This window comes from Hyphomonas sp. UBA3601 (genome assembly GCF_002375605.1).
Taxonomy (GTDB): Bacteria; Pseudomonadota; Alphaproteobacteria; order Caulobacterales; family Hyphomonadaceae; genus Hyphomonas.
In genome coordinates, this window is record NZ_DFME01000125.1 from 5,984 (window position 1) to 23,533 (window position 17,550).

A 17,550-nucleotide genomic window follows, 5' to 3' on the forward strand; every position below is an offset into this window, starting at 1 on the left:
ACCCGAAGGATGGCATCGACGTGGTCCTGCTGGACCTGACCATGCCGGGCCTGTCGGGCATGGACACGCTGGAACGCCTGTCGGCCAAGCGCGCTGACCTGCCGGTCATCATGCTGACGGCGACCAGCGGCATTGACACGATCGTTCAGGCCATGCGCCGCGGCGCGGTGGACTTCATCGTGAAGCCCGCCAATCCGGAGCGCGTCGTCGTTTCGATCCGCAACGCCCTGAAATTGCAATCCCTGTCAGGGGAAGTGAAGCGCCTCTCGCGCAAATCCGAAGGCGGCATGAGCTTTGACGACATGATCGCGACCGCGCCGCCGATGCGCCAGGTCGTGCGTCTGGCCGAACGCGCCGCGAGTTCTGATATTCCCGTCCTGATCCTGGGCGAAAGTGGTGTGGGTAAGGAAGTTGTTGCCCGCTGCATTCAGGGCGCATCTGACCGTGCCGGGAAACCATTCGTCACCGTGAACTGTGGTGCGATCCCGGAAAACCTGGTCGAGTCGATCCTGTTCGGTCATGAGAAGGGCGCCTTTACCGGTGCCGTCTCAAAAGCGCTCGGCAAGTTTGTCGAGGCCGATGGCGGCACGCTTTTCCTCGATGAGGTGGGTGAGTTGCCGCTGGATGCGCAGGTGAAGCTGCTCCGTGCCCTGCAGGAAGGGGAGGTGGATGCCGTTGGCTCGCGCCGCCCGACCAAGGTGGATGTACGGATCATTTCCGCAACCAACCGCGATCTGTCGCAACAGGTTGCCGAAGGCACATTCCGCGAAGACCTGTTCTATCGCCTCAATGTCTATCCGGTTGACATGCCGTCGCTGCGCGAACGCCGTGATGACATTCCGGCGCTGGTCGACCATTTCGTGAATCGCTTCAATGCCAGCGAAGGCGCGAAAGTGACCGGTGTGGCCGACGAGACGATGAAGATGCTGTACGCCTTTGACTGGCCGGGCAATGTCCGCCAGCTGGAGAATGCTGTCTTCCGCGCTGTGGTTCTGTGCGATGGCGACCAGTTGCGCCCGCAGGATTTCCCTCAGATTTCCGGACAGATGCCGGATGTGAGCAACCTGCCTTCATCGCCCTTCAACAAGGCCCCCGATATCGCTGAGCCCGTTCAGTCCGGCGAGAACGGCCCGGTAGCCATTCAGGACGAGGCGGGCGAGCTGCGCACGCTGAGCGATATCGAGCGCGATATCCTTCAGTATGCCATCGACTTCTATGAAGGCCATATGAGTGAAGTGTCGCGTCGTCTCGGCATTGGCCGCTCGACGCTCTATCGCAAGGTCCGCGAATATGATCTCGATGTGCGCCAGGAGCGCGAAGCGAGCTAGGCCAAGGCCAAAGGGAGATGCCGGCACAGATCGGCGACAAAGCCCCGCCCCACCGGCGGGGCTTTTCTATGAGCGGGCAGGCATCGCATAGGACATGGTGACGTTGCAGCGCTCATAGCGGTGGCCATAGCGGCGCATGATGTCGTCATCATGCCGGAAGCCGTATTTCTCGTAGAGCCGGATGGCCGACGCGCATTTTGAATTGGTCAGCAGGAAGAGATCCTGGATTTCCATCTGGCGGGCGCGCTTCAGAATCTGCCGCATCAGGAAATCTCCCGCCCGGCGACCGCGCGCGGAGGCCAGAACGCCCATCTTGGTCAGTTCCACGCTGCCATCCGCCATGGGCATCAGCGCGCAGGTGCCAATGATGCCGAGTTCCGGATCCTCGACGAACAGGATGGTGCCGCCCTTGTCGATCACCTTGGCACGTGGGTTTTCGATCATGGCGATGTCTTCCGCTTCCAGCCGGAACATCTCCTCGACCCATTCGCGGGAGATGTGGTCGAAATGCGGGGCGAGTTCGTCCGAGAATTCCACGATCTTCAGGCCCGCAGGATTGGCCAGGGTCTCGATCCGCGCCGACAGGGGCTGCTCGGCGAGACGCGATTCCACGAGGCAGATTTCCGCCAGCAAGTCATGGTCTGGGTAGAGACAGAGTTGCTCGGCGGCCTCCTGAACGGCGGGCCAGAAGCTGGCGCGCATTTCGGACACCAGCGCTTCCCCGGCAGGCGTGAGGAAGATTTCCTTCTGGCGATTGTCGCCCTCAATCGGGCGCGTGTCGGTCAGGCCCATCTTCTGGAGCGCATTGTGGATGCGCGTGATGGCGGGCTGGCTAACGCCGGTGGCCTCGACGGCCGCGCTCACACTGAGCGGGCCGTTGGCCTCAAGCGCGGCGATCAAGGGAAAGTGCGTCGTCTGGATCGGATAGGCGCGATTGTCGAACACGCTGACAGCTTCTGCCTGCAGCCGGTCGGCAAGACGCTTCAGCCGACTGGCCAGGCCCAGATAGCCAACTTGTGCGAGAATATCCTGGCTCATCACGGGATTCCATAATCAGTTATATAACGCGTTATATGATTAGGCTTGGCCACGGGAACCGTCAAGATGAAATCCCGATTATCAGAGGGGAAGCGGTCTAGTGCCGGGTGGCGGCCTTGACGATTTCACCGATCTTGCGGGCATCGGCCTCGCGTGGGCTGCCGGTGCGCCAGGCGATACCGATCTGGCGGCCGACCACGGGACTGACGAATTCGCGTACGGCGACGTCCGGTCCGATGTTCAGGCCGTTATCTGTGGCGAGTTTGGGCAGGAGCGAGACGCCAAGGCCCCCGGCAATCATGTTGACCAATGTTCCGAGTGAAGTAGCGGCCACCTGATCAGTGCCGTTGCCGGTCTTCATGCGACAGATGGAGAGTGCATGATCGCGCAAGCAGTGCCCGTCTTCGAGCAGGAGGAGGTTCTCGCCCGCCAGGTCTTCTGGCGAGAGGCCGTTCTTCTTGGCCAGCGGGTGTGAAGCGGGCGCGGCAAACAGGAATTCATCATCGAATAGCGGCAGCATCTCGATGCCCGGAACGTCCCAGGGCAGGGCAATCAGGGCGGCGTCCAGAGTGCGCGTGCGCAACTGGTCGATCAGGCGCGGTGTCTTCTCTTCGTGCAGGTAGAGTTTGAGCTGGGGATATTGCTCGCTGAGGGCGCGGACTGCCGCTGGCAGGACGAAGGGCGCGATGGTCGGGATCGCGCCGAGATGAAAGGGGCCCGTGAGCAGAGCGCCGGCGCTCTGAACCGACTGGACCAGGGAATGGGCATCATTGATCAGCGCATTGGCGCGCGAAACCGCCAGCTCTCCGGCATGAGTCAGCTTGGCGCCGCGCGGTTCGCGTTCGGCCAGTTTGACGCCCAGCAAATCCTCCAATTCCTTGATCCCGGCTGACAAGGTGGGCTGCGTCACATAGCACGCCTCGGCGGCCCGAGAGAACGAGCCGGTCTCTCCAAGAGCCACTAGATACTGCAGTTGGCGAAGGGTCGGTATAATCATAGAGACAATCTATACCGGCAATGGGAATTATCAATTTTCCTTTTTGCCGCAACTGCGAGAAAGCACGGCCACCGGGCCCACCGTTCCGGCAGCCTCAACATCTTATCCCAGGAGATCCACTATGCTTGGCATTGGCGAAAAGCTTCCCGAGTTCACAGTCACGGGCGTAAAGCCGAAATTCATGCAGCATGAGCAGAATGGCGAAAGCGCATTCGAGCCCATCACGCAGGATTCCTTCGAGGGTAAATGGAAAGTCATCTTCTTCTACCCGAAAGACTTCACCTTCGTTTGCCCAACTGAAATCGCTGAATTCGCCCGCCTGTCCGGCGACTTCGAAGATCGCGACGCGGTTGTGCTCGGCGGGTCCACCGACAACGAGTTCGTGAAGCTGGCATGGCGCCGCGACCACGCAGACCTCGCAGAGCTGCCGATCTGGCAGTTTGCGGACACCCGCGGTGAGCTGGTTGATGGTCTTGGCGTGCGTGAGCCGTCTGAAGGCGTTGCCTATCGCGCGACATATGTTGTCGACCCGCACAACGTGATTCAGCACGTTTATGTGACCAATCTGAACGTCGGCCGCAGCCCTGCAGACACGCTCCGCGTGCTGGATGCCCTGCAGACCGATGAGCTGTGCCCATGTAATCGTCCGGTTGGCGGAGATATTTTGGAACCAGCTGCCTAGGTTGCGCATAGATAGAGCGCAACGCTGAAACTTCCGGGAAGATGTCTCACTCCCTCCCCCACCCATGAGGCATCTTCCCTTCAGCGTCGCGAAAGGTCCGGCAGGCCTTCCGTCCACCCAGTTCCGGACGTTGGCACTCCCACCCCTCTAGCCTGCAAGGCTTGTCGGACCCATTCGCTCCCCACCCCATCAAAACAACGAATTCCGGAAGGATGAGGATTCATGTCTATCGAGTCCCTGAAATCTTCGCTGCCTGACTATGCGAAGGATTTGAAGCTCAATCTCGGCTCGCTGATGAACGAGACCCTGTTGAGCGACCAACAGAAATATGGCTGTTTCCTCGCCTGTGCCCATGCTGTGGGTGAACCCCAGACGCTGACGGCGCTGGAAGCGGAAGCGGACGGAAAGCTGAGCCCCGAAGCGATCAAGGCTGCGAAAGCTGCCAGCGCGATCATGGGCATGAACAATGTCTATTACCGGTCGATCCACCTGATCAGCAATTCGACGTACCAGACCTTGCCAGCCAAGCTGCGCATGAACGTGATCGGTGCGCCGGGAATCGAGAAAGCGGACTTCGAGCTTTATTCCCTTGGTGTGTCCGCCGTGAATGGCTGCGGCATGTGTCTCGATGCGCATGAAGCCGAATTGCGCAAGCACGGCTTGTCGACCGAGCAGATCCAGGCGGGCATCCGCATCGGCGCTGTGGTCAATGCTGTCGCCCGCGTGCTGGCTGCTGAGGCGGTCACGGCCGGCTAGTTGCGCGGCGAATGTTCCAAGACCCAAGGAAAGGCCCCGAAGCATTGCTTCGGGGCTTTTTTTGCGATTCGAAGCATTCGCGAAGTGATACGGGGCCGAAACGAACAGATACTGGGCACTGCCGAAACGAGCTGTGGAAATCAGCAGAAAAAGACATGTTCCGTCCCCCGTGCCTTTCTCGTCACAGCAGGGGAGGGCAGCGGCCTGATTCAGAAAGGAAAATTACCGGCCGCCCATTTCGGCCCATTCGGCCGTTCCGGTATGTTGCCGTAATATTTCATCTTTGTTCCAGTGATTTACGGATGTGGATATTTCGATTCATCCACAGTGCCCATTGAGACCCATACTGTCCCATGATACTCCACGTTAAGACATGGTTTACCCATGCGGGGTTTAGGCAGACAAAGTCAGGGTTGGCGGGTGTTCGTTTCCACCTATGAAAGCGCTATTGATGCAAAGGGTCGGGTTTCCATACCCGCTTCCTTTCGCGCTGCGCTGGGCGGTGGAAACCGGATTTTCCTCTGGTCGGCGCTCGACGGATCCGGTTGTCTGGAAGGCGGCGGTGAGGCCCTGATGGCAATGTATCGGGCGACGCTGACCCGGCTCGCCCCGCACTCCCCCGCCCGCAAGGCCCTGGTCACACGCATCATCGCAGGCTCTGCCGACCTGAAGATGGACGATACCGGCCGCATCAAACTGTCTGACGAGTTGATGAAGGCGGCAAACCTGACCGATCGCGTCAAATTCGCGGGCAATATGGACAGTTTCCAGATATGGAACCCGGATCGCCATGCTGAACATTTCGACGCCATGGCCGCCGAGGCTGCGAAAGAAGACACACTGGAAGCGCTCGGGCATGCCTATTCCGAAGTGCTGCACCAGCAGGCCTCGGGGAATGCCGCCCTGAAGCTCGTGGATGGGGGCGACAGCTGATGACACAGGACGTGCCCCTCGCTCCCGACCCTGGCCACAAACCGGTCATGCTGGATGAAGTGCTGGAATGGCTCGCCCCCAGGGATGGGGAGATCATTGTTGACGGCACGTTTGGCGGCGGCGGTTATAGCCGCGCCATTCTTGGGTCTTCCAAATGCACCCTGATTGGCATTGATCGCGATGTGGATGCCATTGAGCGCGCCCGGAAGATGGCGGAAAAGACGGAACGCCTCGTACCCTTGCTCGGTCGCTTCGGCGAAATGGACGACATCGTCCGCGCGGCGGGATATGAACATGTTGACGGCGTTGTGCTCGACATCGGTGTTTCCAGTTTCCAGATTGACCAGGCTGCGCGCGGTTTTTCCTTCATGAAGCATGGTCCACTGGACATGCGCATGGGCGATACAGGCCCAACGGCGGCGGATGTGGTCAATATGATGAGTGAGCGCGACCTCGCGAACATCATCTTCCGTCTTGGCGAAGAGCGCCAGGCACGCCGGATTGCCCGGGCGATTGTGCTGCACCGTGATGACACGCCGTTCGAGACAACCACCGAACTGGCCGATGCGGTTGAAAAGGCCGTGGGCGGGCGCAAGGGCGCGCGTATTCACCCGGCGACGCTGACGTTTCAGGCCATCCGCATGTATGTGAATGATGAGCTGGGAGAGTTGGCCCGTGCGCTGCACGCTGTCGAACGCCTGCTGCGTCCGGGCGGCCGTCTCGTGATCGTGGCCTTCCACTCGCTGGAAGACCGTATGGTGAAACAGTGGTTGAAGAACCGTGCCGGCAAGATGGGCGGCGGATCGCGTCATTTGCCGGTTGCGCAGAAAGGCCCCGACTCCACGTTCGAGCTGGCTGTTTCCAAGGCGGTTCTGCCGTCTGATAACGAAGTTGAAGGCAATCCGCGCGCACGCTCCGCCAAGTTGCGGGCCGCAATCCGTACCAGCGCACCCGCCATCGAAGAAGAGGCCAGCGACGGCATGAATCTGCCGCCCCTGTCAGACCTGGAGGATGCCCTATGAGCCGCCGCGCATTTCTGTTTGGATTGGTCGTTGTCGGCCTGCTGATTGTCAGCCTCTATCGTGCCAAATATGGCGCCAAGGACACCGCGGCTGAGCTGATGGCGGTTGAGGCGCAGATCGAGGAGGCGCGCCAGGAAAAGGCGCTGCTGGAAACCGAGCTGTCGCACATGAGCCGCCGCGAATGGATTGAGGAATATGCCCGCACCGAACTGGGTATGGCACCGCCCAAGCCGGAGCAGATGGCTTCCGAGGGGGATCTGGATGCACTGGTTGGCAAGCCCAACAGCCTGAGCGTCCCGGCGCCTGCATCCACCGAGAACGGGGAGGTGCCCGAGTGAGCGAAGCCTCCCGGAACCGGACACGGCTTGCTGGCCTCGCGGTCAGTGCGCTGTTTGTCGTTCTGGCTGGCAAGGCCGGCTACCTGTCCCTTGCGGGCGGGGCGGCACCTGCGCATGCGGCAGGTCAGAAGGCCGAGCGTATCGTGCGGGCCGATATTGTTGATCGCAATGGCGAACTGCTCGCCACATCCGTCTCCGCCTACTCGCTTGTCGCCAATCCGAAACTGATCTGGGATGGCGGCGAAGTGTCCGAAGCGCTCGCGACGGTCCTGCCGGATATCGACGTGGCGGAGATGACCCGGCGCCTGTCAGATCAGACCCGTGAGTTTGTCTGGGTAGAGCGCGGCCTGACCCCACGCCAGCGCAAGGCCGTGTTTGACCTGGGCCTTGAAGGGTTGCGTTTCGAGGAAGAGAGCCGCCGGGCCTATCCACGCGGCACCTTGGCCGGACATTTGCTGGGCTACACGAATGTGGATGGCCTCGGCGCAGGCGGCATTGAGTATAGCCAGAATGAACGTCTGGCCGCCGGTGGAGAGCCGGTCCGCCTGACCATCGATAATGGCGTGCAGGCAGCGGTCGAGGCTGAGCTGTCAATCGCCGCTGCCGAGCATGAAGCTGAAGGTGGCGCCGCGATCCTGCTGGATGCGCAAACCGGCGAAGTGCGCGCCATGGCCAGCTGGCCGCCATTTGACCCGAACCGGTCAGTCGATATTCCGATGTCGGATCCGTCCCGCCTCAATCGTGCGACCGGGGCGGTCTACGAACTCGGATCCATCTTCAAGCCCTTCACGGTCGCCGCTGCGCTCGAAGCCGGCGTAGTGCACCCGACCGAATTATTTGATGTGCGCCGCCCGCTGGAAATTCGCGGTTTCCGGATTGAGGATGATCACCCATTCCATGGCGATGCCGACATCACACACATCATTTCCCAGAGCTCCAATATCGGCACGGTCCGGATCAACGAGAAGCTGGGGCCGCGGCGCCAGCAGGATTTCCTGACCCGCGCCGGTCTGATGGAGCGGGTGAAGATCGAACTGGCGGGCAGTTCAGCGCCAATCCTGCCCGAGCGGTTTGACGATCTCTATTCTGCTACCGTGTCCTATGGGCATGGCATTGCTGTATCGCCCATGTCTTTCCTGGCTGCCTTTTCGACCTTTGCGAATGGGGGTGAGCGGGTTCAGCCGACCCTGATCATGAACAATCGGGATCGCCCTGCGCCTGTAAGAGTGATGTCTGCTCTGACGGCTGAAATGGTGAACGTGATGATGCGCGAAGCGGTCGTCACCGGCACCGGCAAGAATGCCGAAGTTGCCGGGTATCGCGTTGCGGGAAAAACCGGCACGGCGGAGAAGCCGATCCTTGGCGGGTATGATGATGACCACAATGTCACGAGCTTTGCGGCTGTCTTTCCCTATGATCGCCCCCAATATGCCCTGATCGTGACCCTCGATGATCCGAAGGCCGGATCAGGGGCCGGCGCCACGGCGGCCTACAATGCGGCTCCGGCGGCGGGACGAATGATAGAACGTGTCGCGCCGCTTCTGGGTCTTGCGCCACGGTTCGAGGATATTCGCCCGGCGGGCGCAGCCCTCCGCTCCGGCCAGGAGAAGAGGAGTTCCTTGTGACCAAACTGAAAGACCTGTTCCCGCTCGTCGAGCAGGGAGACATCGAAATCAAAGGCATGACGGCTGACAGCCGTCGGGTAGCGCCGGGCTATCTGTTCGCGGCGCTGAAAGGCACCGTATCGGATGGTCGGGACTATATTCCGCAGGCAATCGAAAAAGGCGCTGCGGCGATCCTGTCCGAAGGCGGCGTTGCGGTAGATGGTGCTACGCATGTGATCGCGGATGAGCCGCGCCGCGCGCTGGCCCTTGCCGCGAAGCGCTTCCATGTCGCGCAGCCGAAAACGATCGCTGCCGTGACAGGTACGAATGGCAAATCCTCGACGGTGGATTTCTGTCGCCAGATCTGGGCGAATGCAAACCTGTCGGCTGCCTCGATGGGCACGCTTGGTGCCATTGGCCCGAAGGGCAAGATTGATGTCGGCCATACGACACCTGATCCGGTTACCATTCACGAGACCCTCCACGAACTGGCCGGGCAAGGGGTCACCCATTGTGCGATGGAGGCGTCCAGCCACGGCCTTGAGCAACATCGCCTTGATGGTGTGGACTTGTCGGCTGTTGCTTTCCTGAACTTTACCCAGGACCATCTCGACTATCACGCCACGATGGAAGAATACCTCGACGCCAAACTGCGCCTGTTCCGCGACTTTGGCGGACAGGGCATGCCAGCCATCGTGAACGCCGACAGCGACCATCGCGAGGTCTTCGAGAAGGCCGCAACCGATCATGGCCTGCAGGTCGTGTCCTTCGGCTGGCGCGGCGAGGATCTCTGGATCGACGAAATCATGCCGCGCGCGACCGGGCAGGTGCTCAACCTGTTCTGGCGCGATGTCGAATTGAAGCCTTTCGAACTGCCGCTGATCGGCGAGTTCCAGGCGTTGAATGCGCTGGCGGCGGCGGCGATCTGCTTGTCGCTGGGCATGGACGTCGACGCGGTGATGGACGGCCTGTCCAAGCTGAAGCCCGTTAAGGGGCGACTCGAACTGGTCGGCAAGACCGAGGCAGGCGCGGGCGTGTTTGTCGATTATGCCCACACGCCGGACGGGCTCGACGTGTTGCTCCGCGCCGTTCGTCCGCATACAGCCGGCCGACTGAAAGTCATCTTTGGGTGCGGCGGTGACCGCGATGCCAAGAAGCGCCCGCTGATGGGCGAGATCGCAACGCGTCAGGCCGACGATGTGATCGTGACCGACGACAACCCGCGCTCTGAAGACCCGGACATGATCCGGCATGCCATTCTCGAAACCGCGCCGAATGCGCGCGAGATTGGCGATCGCGGAGAGGCCATCCGGACGATTATCGCCGAACTGAAAAAAGGCGACACGCTGGTGATCGCTGGCAAGGGCCACGAGACCGGCCAGATCATTGGCGCGGATATCATCCCGTTCTCAGATCAGGACACGGCGCTGGATGCGCTGAAAGGCGGCGCCGGATGAACGCGCCGCTCTGGATCTCTTCCGATATCGCGCTCATTACGGGTGGCAGGGCGACGGATCCGTTCTCTGTGACGGGTTCAGTGTCGATCGACACACGCAGCCTGAAGCCGGGCGACCTGTTCGTGGCGCTGACGGACCAGCGCGATGGGCATGATTTTGTCGAGGCGGCCTTTGCTGCGGGCGCGGCGGGCGCACTCGTGTCGCGTCAGGTCGGGCAGGGGCCTCAGCTCATTGTGGATGATGTGCAGGAAGCGCTGGAGCAGATGGGTGTGGCCGCGCGGGTCCGCTGTGGCGCGCATCGCACGGCCGTGACCGGTTCAGCCGGCAAGACCAGCGTCAAGGAAATGCTGGCACAGATCTATCGCGCCTTCGGCCCGGCGCACTGGAATGTGAAGAGTTTCAACAATCATTGGGGTGTGCCGCTGACTCTGGCGCGCATGCCGGAAGACACCACGCGCGCCGTTTTCGAGATTGGCATGTCGACTCCTGGCGAGATCGCGCCGCGCAGCCAGATGGTTCGTCCGCATACCGGCATCGTGACCTGTATTGCGGGGGCGCATCTTGAAGGGCTCGGCTCTCTCAGCGCAGTTGCGCATGAGAAGGCAGATATCTTTACCGGCATGGAGGCCGGGGGGACATTTATCCTGCCTGCCGATGACGAATTCTTTGACTATCTTGCCGGACGCGCGCGGCGCTTCTGCCCGACCGGAAATCTCGAGAGTTTTGGCCGGAGCGCCAATGCGACGGCGCGTATTGTCGGATATGAGACAGACGGCAATAAAAGCCGGATCCAGCTCGATATTGTCGGCAAGCCGGTGCTTGTCACGATCAATGCGGTTGGTGAGCATTGGGCCATGAATGCGGCAGCGGCGGTTCTGGCCGCCAGCCAGTCCGGTCTGTCGGTCGAGGACTGCGCCGAGGCACTTTCCGGTTACACGCCACCTCCCGGTCGGGGGACAGCCGAACAGCTCACCCTGCCACAGGGTGGACACATTACGCTGATCGATGATGCCTACAATGCAAACCCGGCGAGCATGAAGGCCTCATTGGCTGCGCTGTCCCGTCGGGGCAGTGGACGTCGGCTGATTGCGCTCGGCGAAATGCTCGAAATTGGCGAAACGTCGGATGCTGAACATGCCGCGCTTGCGGATCCGGTGGCGGATACTGGGCCAGCTGCCATTTTCCTGGCAGGCGACAAAATGACTCATCTTTCGGACGCACTTCCGCCTCAGTTGGAGCAGACCTGGACTCGCAATTGGGAAGAGCTGTGGAATCCTCTGCAAAATGCGCTCCGAGATGGAGATGTGCTCTTGATCAAGGGGTCGAATGCGTCCGGGATGGCGAAACTAGCTGACCGAATTCGCCAATGGAGCGACTCGGCAATGGGTAAGATGGAACGCGGGGCAGAAGGCGCCGCAGAGGTTGGGTGATGCTATACGAATGGCTGGCCGCAGACAGCGGTATATTTAACGTTCTGAACTATATCACATTCCGGTCCGGCGCGGCCGTGGTGACGGCGTTCCTTGTGACCGTCCTGTTCGGAGACGCAATCATCAACTTCCTCCGTGCCCGGCAGGGTAAGGGCCAGCCGATCCGCGACTTGTCGCTGGAAGCGCAGCTGTCGAAGCAGGGCACGCCGACAATGGGCGGTTTCCTGATCTGGCTGGGCCTGGTGGTCGGCGTCTTGCTCTGGGGCAACCTGACGAACCCATACATCTGGGTCACACTGTTCGTGACACTGTCTTACGCCGTTCTTGGCTTCCTGGATGATCTTGCCAAGGTTTCCAAGCAGAGCGCGGATGGCGTTCCGGCGAGCGTGCGCCTGCTCGCGGGCTTTGGCATAGCGGCAATTGCCTGTGCGTTCATCATGGGCCTGCACGGCGCGCACACGCCAGCGGGTCATGCCGAATGGGGCCCGCTGAACGGATTGGCTGAGACCATTGCCAGCCTGGCACCCGAAACAAGCGTCGAGCCTGCCGACCCGGCTTTTTCCGGCGGTGTGGCTGTGCCCTTCGTAAATGACTATTTCTTCCCGCTTGGCGGCTTCTTCATCCTGTTTGGCATGATCGTGGTTGTCGGCAGCGCGAATGCGGTGAACTTCACCGACGGTCTGGATGGCCTCGCCATTGTGCCGATGAGTTTCGCGGCTGCCTCCTATGCCCTGATTGCTTACCTGACAGGTAACTTCGTCTTCGCCGACTATCTCGGCATCCAGTTCACGCCGGGCACCGGCGAGCTGACCGTGTTGCTCGCCTCCATGATCGGCGCGGGCATGGGCTTCCTCTGGTATAATGCCTATCCGGCCAAGGTCTTCATGGGCGACACCGGATCGCTCGGACTTGGAGGAATGCTGGGTGTCGTTGCGGTGGCGGCCAAGCACGAATTTGCGCTGGTTATCATTGGCGGTCTGTTCGTGATGGAAGCGGTGTCTGTGATGATACAGGTCGGCTGGTTCAAGGTCACCCGCAAGCTGACGGGGGAAGGCAAGCGCATCTTCCTCATGGCGCCGCTGCACCACCACTTCCAGAAGAAAAACTGGCCAGAAACGCGCGTTGTGGCGCGCTTCTGGATCCTGTCCGTCCTGTTCGCCCTCGCGGGCCTCGCAACGTTGAAGCTGAGGTAAGCCGAGACCCATGATTCCGATTACTGAATATGCTGGAAGAGATGTTGCTGTGTTCGGCCTTGGCCGGACAGGCCTCTCGGCTGCCAAGGCCCTCAAGGCCGGGGGCGCGCGTGTTCATGCGTGGGATGACAATGAAGAGACCCGCGCAAAGGCGGAGGCCGCCGGCCTGACCCTGTCAGACATCAACAAGCGCGACTGGCAGACCTTTGCCGCGCTCGTCCTTTCCCCCGGCGTGCCATACAAATTCCCGCAGCCGCACCGGATTGTGCGGATGGCGGAAATGACCAATGTGCCGGTCGTCGGCGACATGGAATTGTTCGCCCGCGCTGTGCAGGCCCTGCCAGAGCGTGGCCGTCCGAAGATCGTGGCCATCACCGGCACGAACGGGAAGTCGACCACAACCGCGTTGATCGGGCATATCCTGAAACATGCGGGCCGTGATGCGCGCATCGGGGGCAATATCGGCACAGGCGTGCTGGACCTTGCCCCACTGCACGCCAACGCAACCTATGTTCTGGAGCTCTCTTCCTACCAGCTGGACCTGGTGAAGAGCCTGCATTGCGATGTCGCCGTGCTGCTCAACATCACGCCGGATCATCTGGATCGCCATGGCGGCATGGACGGGTACCAGGCTGCGAAAATGCGCATCTTCCAGAACCAGACCGAGAAAGATGTTGCGATCATTGGCTTTGACGATGTGATCACCCAGTCCATCGCCATCGGCCTGTCGGCAAATGGACCAGCGCGTGTTGTCCAGGCTTCATCCACCTATGCGCTCGGCCGGGGCGTCAGCGCCGTGGACGGACGACTCTATGACAGCAATAGCGGTCAGGCGCAGTTCGTCGGTAACCTCTCCGACTGCATGGCGCTGCCGGGCCGTCACAACCACCAGAATGCCGCGGCAGCCTATGCCGCCTGCCGGGCGCTGGGCCTCGACCCACAGACCATCATGGATGGTATTCGCACCTTCCCGGGTCTTGCCCACCGACTCGAAATGGTTGGCGAGATTGATGGCGTGAAATTCGTCAATGACTCCAAGGCGACCAATGCCGAAGCCGCCGAACAGGCGTTGAAAGCCTACAAGAAAGCATACTGGATTGCAGGCGGTGTTTCGAAGGCTGAGGGCATCCAGCCATTGGCGCCGCTGTTCCCGAACATCACGAAGGCCTATCTGATCGGGGACTCCGAAGAAACCTTCGCCGCAACGCTGAAGGGCAAGGTGGCCCTGCAAACATGCGGCACGCTCGAAAATGCAGTTCAGGCTGCATTTCGTGATGCAAAAGTGGTCGGAGACGAAAATCCGGTCATTCTTCTTTCACCTGCCTGTGCAAGTTTCGACCAGTTCCGCGACTTTGAACATCGCGGAGATGTGTTCCGGAGCATCGTCCAGTCAATGATGCCGCAGGAGTTGAAGGAGTTGGCTTGACCTACGTAGCATCCTCCCCATTGCTCGCACGCTCGGACATGTCCTGGCTGACCGAGTGGCGGCGGACGCTCGATTGGGGGCTCTTCGGCGGTGCGTTTTTCCTGATTGCCATTGGCCTGCTCATGTCGCTTGCGGCGGGGCCGACTGCGGCGGCGCGGATTGGCTATTCGGATGAATACTTCTTTGTGTTCCGTCAGGTCTGCTTTGCCGGTTTGGGCGCGACCATCATGGTGGTGGTCAGCATGCTGGACCGGACCTGGGCGCGGCGGTTTGCAACGCTGGTCTTTATCGTCAGCCTTGCCCTGATGTTCTTCATTCTCGTTTGGGGACACGAGGCCAAGGGCGCGCAGCGCTGGTTGCGGTTTGCCGGGTTTTCCCTGCAGCCGAGCGAGATGGTAAAGCCTGCCTTGATTGTCCTGAGCGGTTGGTTGCTGGCGCAGCGAGAGCTGTATCCGACCGGACCTTGGGCGATCATTGCCTTCCTGTTCTATGCGGTCACGCTCGGCCTGTTATTGCTGCAACCGGATGTCGGCCAGTCGGTGTTGCTGAGTGCGGCCTTCGTCGTGACGTTCTATGTCAGTGGCCTGCCGTGGAGATGGGCGGCAGGGTTCGCGGTTGGCGGGGTCAGCTTGTCGGCGTCGCTTTATGCCTTGCTGCCGCATGTTCGCTACCGGGTGAACAGCTTCATCAATCCAGACTCTGCCGATACGTACCAGATTGACCGCGCCGCCGAAGCCATCGGCCGGGGGGGATTGTTTGGTGTTGGACCGGGGGAGGGGCAAGTTAAGATCCATCTGCCGGACGCGCACACTGATTTCATCTATGCGGTCATGGTCGAGGAGTTTGGCCTGATCGCGGCGCTGATGCTGATGGCGGTTTTCGTATTGCTGATCCTGCGGGGCTTCCGTGCCAGTTCACGTGTGGAAGATGGCTATGCGCGCGCTGCGGCTGCCGGACTCTTCACGCTATTCGGCCTTCAGGCTGCCATAAACATTGCCGTAAATCTGGCCCTTATCCCGCCAAAGGGCATGACACTGCCATTTGTGTCCTATGGTGGCTCGTCCATGATCGGGACGGGATTGACACTGGGCCTTGCGCTGGCACTTGTGCGCGGACAAGGTACGCGCACAAGGGGCCGGTATGGCTGAAGACAGAGACAAGCTTGTCGTCATCGCAGCAGGTGGCACAGGGGGGCACATGTTCCCCGCCAGAGCCTTTGCCGACGAGATGATTGCAAGAGGCTGGAAGGTTGGCCTGATCTCTGACAAGCGCGGCGCAAAATATGCCAAGGAATTTCCAGCCGACTGGCTGGAACAGATTCAGGCCTCTTCCCCCAATCTCCGCAAGCCATGGACCCTGCCGGCGACGGCCATGAAGATCAATGCGGGCATATCCCGTGCGAAAACCCTGATCCGTGAAACCCGGCCCAGCCTGATCGCAGGCTTTGGTGGCTATCCGGCCTTCCCGGCACTGGCTGCGGCGCGCCGCATGAAGGTGCCGATCATCATCCATGAGCAGAACGCTGTTCTCGGGCGGGTCAACCGACGTTTTGCCCGGCAGGCCAAACTGGTCGCCAGTGGGTTCGAGCGGCTTGACAGGCTACCCTCCTGGAGCGCGCATCTGGCCGTGGGCAATCCGGTGCGTGAGGCCATACTGGCGCGGCGGGAGGATCCCTATCCCTCCACGGACGATATGCTGACCATCCTGATTACGGGCGGAAGTCAGGGGTCCAAGATCATCGGTGAAACGATCCCGACGGCGATTGTTGATTTCGTGCCGCCCCCGCTGCAGGCGCGGCTTCGCATCATCCAGCAGGTGCGTCAGGAACAGTATGCCTTTGTCGATAACATGTATCGGCGTGTGAAGATTGAAGCCGAGTTGTCGCCGTTCTTCTCGGACATGCCGCAGAAGCTGTCACAGGCGCATCTCGTCATCGCACGGTCTGGCGCCGGCACAGTATCGGAGATTGCCGCGGTCGGTCGGCCGTCCATCCTGATTCCGCTGGCGATTGCCATGGATGATCATCAGGCCGCCAATGCCGAGGCCCTGACGGAGATTGGCGCCGCCGACATGGTGCTGGAGAGCAATCTCTATCCGCAATTGCTGGGCGCGCTGATAACGGCCCGTCTGCAGGATGCCGACGATCTGCGCGCACGGGCAGCCGCAGCCAAGGCGTCTGCCAAGGTCAACGCCGCCAAAGAGCTGGCAGACATGGCCGAGCGGGTGGCGGAGCTTTAGGCAACACGGGGCGCGCAAGCGTGCGTCTTGTGCAATTCGGCTTCACGCAGCCATTCCCATCCGAAGGCTTCATCCGTGTCGCCATCTTGCTGGCGGCGGGTCAGTCGTTCCAGTGCTTCGTCCAGTGTCGGCTCGTGGCCCTCTGGCACCCACCACATGACGAAATGCATCTCGCGCATCATCTCGAACCATTCAGCGCGGCGTTCGTAGAATTTCCGGTGGATCGTGCCCCAGACAAAGGTTTCGAGGCTTTGTACGTCTTCCCAGACGGTCAGATTGGCAACGAATTGCGGATCGCCATCGATCTTGGCTTCCGTATTGCCCTGGCCGGGCTCACCCGATCCTTCCATCATCCAGACGAAACCGGGCATGGATTTGCCGATCCCGTTGATGAATTCGAGATTGTCCATGAAATCTTTCACGCGCGGATCATCCGTCGGCGCGACGAGGTGGCCGACATTGAGCTGGGCCAGATGCATTTTCATGAGTGCGGTTCCCCTCGCAACGAAGCACCCGAATTGTGCCTCATTACAGTCATTTTGGGATCGCACGATGCCCATTCAAGAAAAACGCCTCGGATTTCATGAATGCGTCATGCGCAAGCAGTCCTTGCTTCGCGCTCCCGCGTCACGGTATCGCTAGGCGTTCCCGTTTCCTCATTTGGACGATCCTGCATGACTTCTCCCACTCCGTTTGATCTTGGTCCCGCGCATATTGTCGGCATTGGCGGCATCGGCATGTCTGGCATCGCCGATGTCATGATCACGATGGGCTATCAGGTGCAGGGCTCTGACATACGCGAGTCCGACAATATCCAGCGCCTGCGCGAGCGGGGCGCGAAGATCTTCATCGGGCACGCCGCCGAGAATGTGGAAGGGGCCGGTACGGTCATCATCTCCACCGCGATCAAGTCTGGCAATCCAGAGGTTGATGCGGCGCGCGCCACAGGTATTCCGGTCGTGCGCCGGGCTAACATGCTGGCCGAGATCACGCGGCTGAAATACACGGTCTGCATTGCGGGCACACATGGCAAGACGACGACGACCTCAATGGTCGCGGCGCTGCTGGATGGCGCAAATATCGACCCGACCGTCATCAATGGCGGGAT

The 17,550-nt window shown here is 60.7% G+C and carries 17 protein-coding genes; 14 read left to right on the forward strand and 3 right to left on the reverse strand.

Annotated elements, in window-relative coordinates:
* Positions 1–1,328 (forward strand): sigma-54-dependent transcriptional regulator (locus tag B4F73_RS13610; protein ID WP_290483532.1); only part of this gene is annotated, 1,328 nt, incomplete at its 5' end.
* 66 nt (positions 1,329–1,394) lie between these two features.
* On the opposite strand, the gene B4F73_RS13615 is transcribed toward B4F73_RS13610, so the two are convergent.
* Together B4F73_RS13615 and B4F73_RS13620 are read right to left on the reverse strand one after the other, a co-directional pair.
* Positions 1,395–2,366, reverse strand: a complete 972-nt coding sequence (locus tag B4F73_RS13615; RefSeq protein ID WP_290483533.1) for a bifunctional helix-turn-helix transcriptional regulator/GNAT family N-acetyltransferase — start codon at positions 2,364–2,366, stop codon at positions 1,395–1,397.
* Between the two features lie 97 nt (positions 2,367–2,463).
* Positions 2,464–3,363, reverse strand: coding sequence for a hydrogen peroxide-inducible genes activator (locus B4F73_RS13620; protein WP_034816385.1), 900 nt, complete (start codon positions 3,361–3,363; stop codon positions 2,464–2,466).
* A 121-nt stretch (positions 3,364–3,484) separates the two neighbouring features.
* Here B4F73_RS13620 and B4F73_RS13625 point away from each other — a divergent pair, with 121 nt between their 5' ends.
* The 12 genes from B4F73_RS13625 to murG all read left to right on the forward strand — a co-directional run bounded on the left by B4F73_RS13625 (position 3,485) and on the right by murG (position 16,442).
* On the forward strand, positions 3,485–4,045 hold the full coding sequence (locus B4F73_RS13625; protein WP_034816389.1) for a peroxiredoxin: 561 nt from the start codon (positions 3,485–3,487) through the stop codon (positions 4,043–4,045).
* Between the two features lie 222 nt (positions 4,046–4,267).
* Positions 4,268–4,801: a carboxymuconolactone decarboxylase family protein gene (locus tag B4F73_RS13630; RefSeq protein ID WP_206992148.1), complete on the forward strand. Its 534-nt coding sequence runs from the start codon at positions 4,268–4,270 to the stop codon at positions 4,799–4,801.
* Between the two features lie 420 nt (positions 4,802–5,221).
* A complete protein-coding gene (locus B4F73_RS13635; RefSeq protein ID WP_290480488.1) occupies positions 5,222–5,734 on the forward strand; it encodes a division/cell wall cluster transcriptional repressor MraZ in 513 nt (170 codons plus the stop codon).
* Entirely contained in the window at positions 5,734–6,756 is a 1,023-nt protein-coding gene (gene rsmH / locus B4F73_RS13640; RefSeq protein WP_290483534.1) for a 16S rRNA (cytosine(1402)-N(4))-methyltransferase RsmH, read from the forward strand. Before B4F73_RS13635 ends, rsmH begins: the two co-directional genes overlap by 1 nt.
* A complete protein-coding gene (gene ftsL / locus B4F73_RS13645; protein ID WP_206992151.1) occupies positions 6,753–7,094 on the forward strand; it encodes a cell division protein FtsL in 342 nt (113 codons plus the stop codon). Before rsmH ends, ftsL begins: the two co-directional genes overlap by 4 nt.
* Positions 7,091–8,719, forward strand: a complete 1,629-nt coding sequence (locus B4F73_RS13650; protein ID WP_290483535.1) for a peptidoglycan D,D-transpeptidase FtsI family protein — start codon at positions 7,091–7,093, stop codon at positions 8,717–8,719. The genes ftsL and B4F73_RS13650 overlap by 4 nt, the downstream gene beginning before the upstream one ends.
* Positions 8,716–10,155 carry a UDP-N-acetylmuramoyl-L-alanyl-D-glutamate--2,6-diaminopimelate ligase gene (locus tag B4F73_RS13655; RefSeq protein WP_242517459.1) on the forward strand — a complete coding sequence of 480 codons (1,440 nt, stop codon included), beginning with the start codon at positions 8,716–8,718 and terminating at the stop codon, positions 10,153–10,155. The genes B4F73_RS13650 and B4F73_RS13655 overlap by 4 nt, the downstream gene beginning before the upstream one ends.
* Complete coding sequence (locus B4F73_RS13660) at positions 10,152–11,585, forward strand: UDP-N-acetylmuramoyl-tripeptide--D-alanyl-D-alanine ligase (protein WP_290483536.1); 1,434 nt, start codon at positions 10,152–10,154, stop codon at positions 11,583–11,585. Before B4F73_RS13655 ends, B4F73_RS13660 begins: the two co-directional genes overlap by 4 nt.
* Positions 11,585–12,778 (forward strand): phospho-N-acetylmuramoyl-pentapeptide-transferase, encoded by a 1,194-nt coding sequence (gene mraY / locus B4F73_RS13665; RefSeq protein WP_290480483.1) that lies wholly within the window; start codon positions 11,585–11,587, stop codon positions 12,776–12,778. Before B4F73_RS13660 ends, mraY begins: the two co-directional genes overlap by 1 nt.
* A gap of 10 nt (positions 12,779–12,788) precedes the next feature.
* Positions 12,789–14,204, forward strand: coding sequence for a UDP-N-acetylmuramoyl-L-alanine--D-glutamate ligase (gene murD, locus B4F73_RS13670; RefSeq protein WP_206992155.1), 1,416 nt, complete (start codon positions 12,789–12,791; stop codon positions 14,202–14,204).
* A 38-nt stretch (positions 14,205–14,242) separates the two neighbouring features.
* The gene (locus B4F73_RS13675; RefSeq protein WP_206993152.1) at positions 14,243–15,352 is read left to right on the forward strand and encodes an FtsW/RodA/SpoVE family cell cycle protein; all 1,110 of its coding nucleotides are present in this window, start codon (positions 14,243–14,245) and stop codon (positions 15,350–15,352) included.
* Positions 15,345–16,442 carry an undecaprenyldiphospho-muramoylpentapeptide beta-N-acetylglucosaminyltransferase gene (gene murG / locus B4F73_RS13680; RefSeq protein ID WP_206992156.1) on the forward strand — a complete coding sequence of 366 codons (1,098 nt, stop codon included), beginning with the start codon at positions 15,345–15,347 and terminating at the stop codon, positions 16,440–16,442. The genes B4F73_RS13675 and murG overlap by 8 nt, the downstream gene beginning before the upstream one ends.
* Here murG and B4F73_RS13685 read toward each other — a convergent pair.
* Positions 16,439–16,927: a DUF3291 domain-containing protein gene (locus B4F73_RS13685; RefSeq protein WP_290483538.1), complete on the reverse strand. Its 489-nt coding sequence runs from the start codon at positions 16,925–16,927 to the stop codon at positions 16,439–16,441. The genes murG and B4F73_RS13685 overlap by 4 nt on opposite strands.
* Positions 16,928–17,116: 189 nt before the next feature.
* Between B4F73_RS13685 and B4F73_RS13690 the strand changes: the two genes are divergently transcribed.
* Positions 17,117–17,550, forward strand: a 434-nt coding sequence (locus B4F73_RS13690; protein ID WP_290483539.1) for a Mur ligase domain-containing protein, incomplete at its 3' end; no start/stop codon positions are given.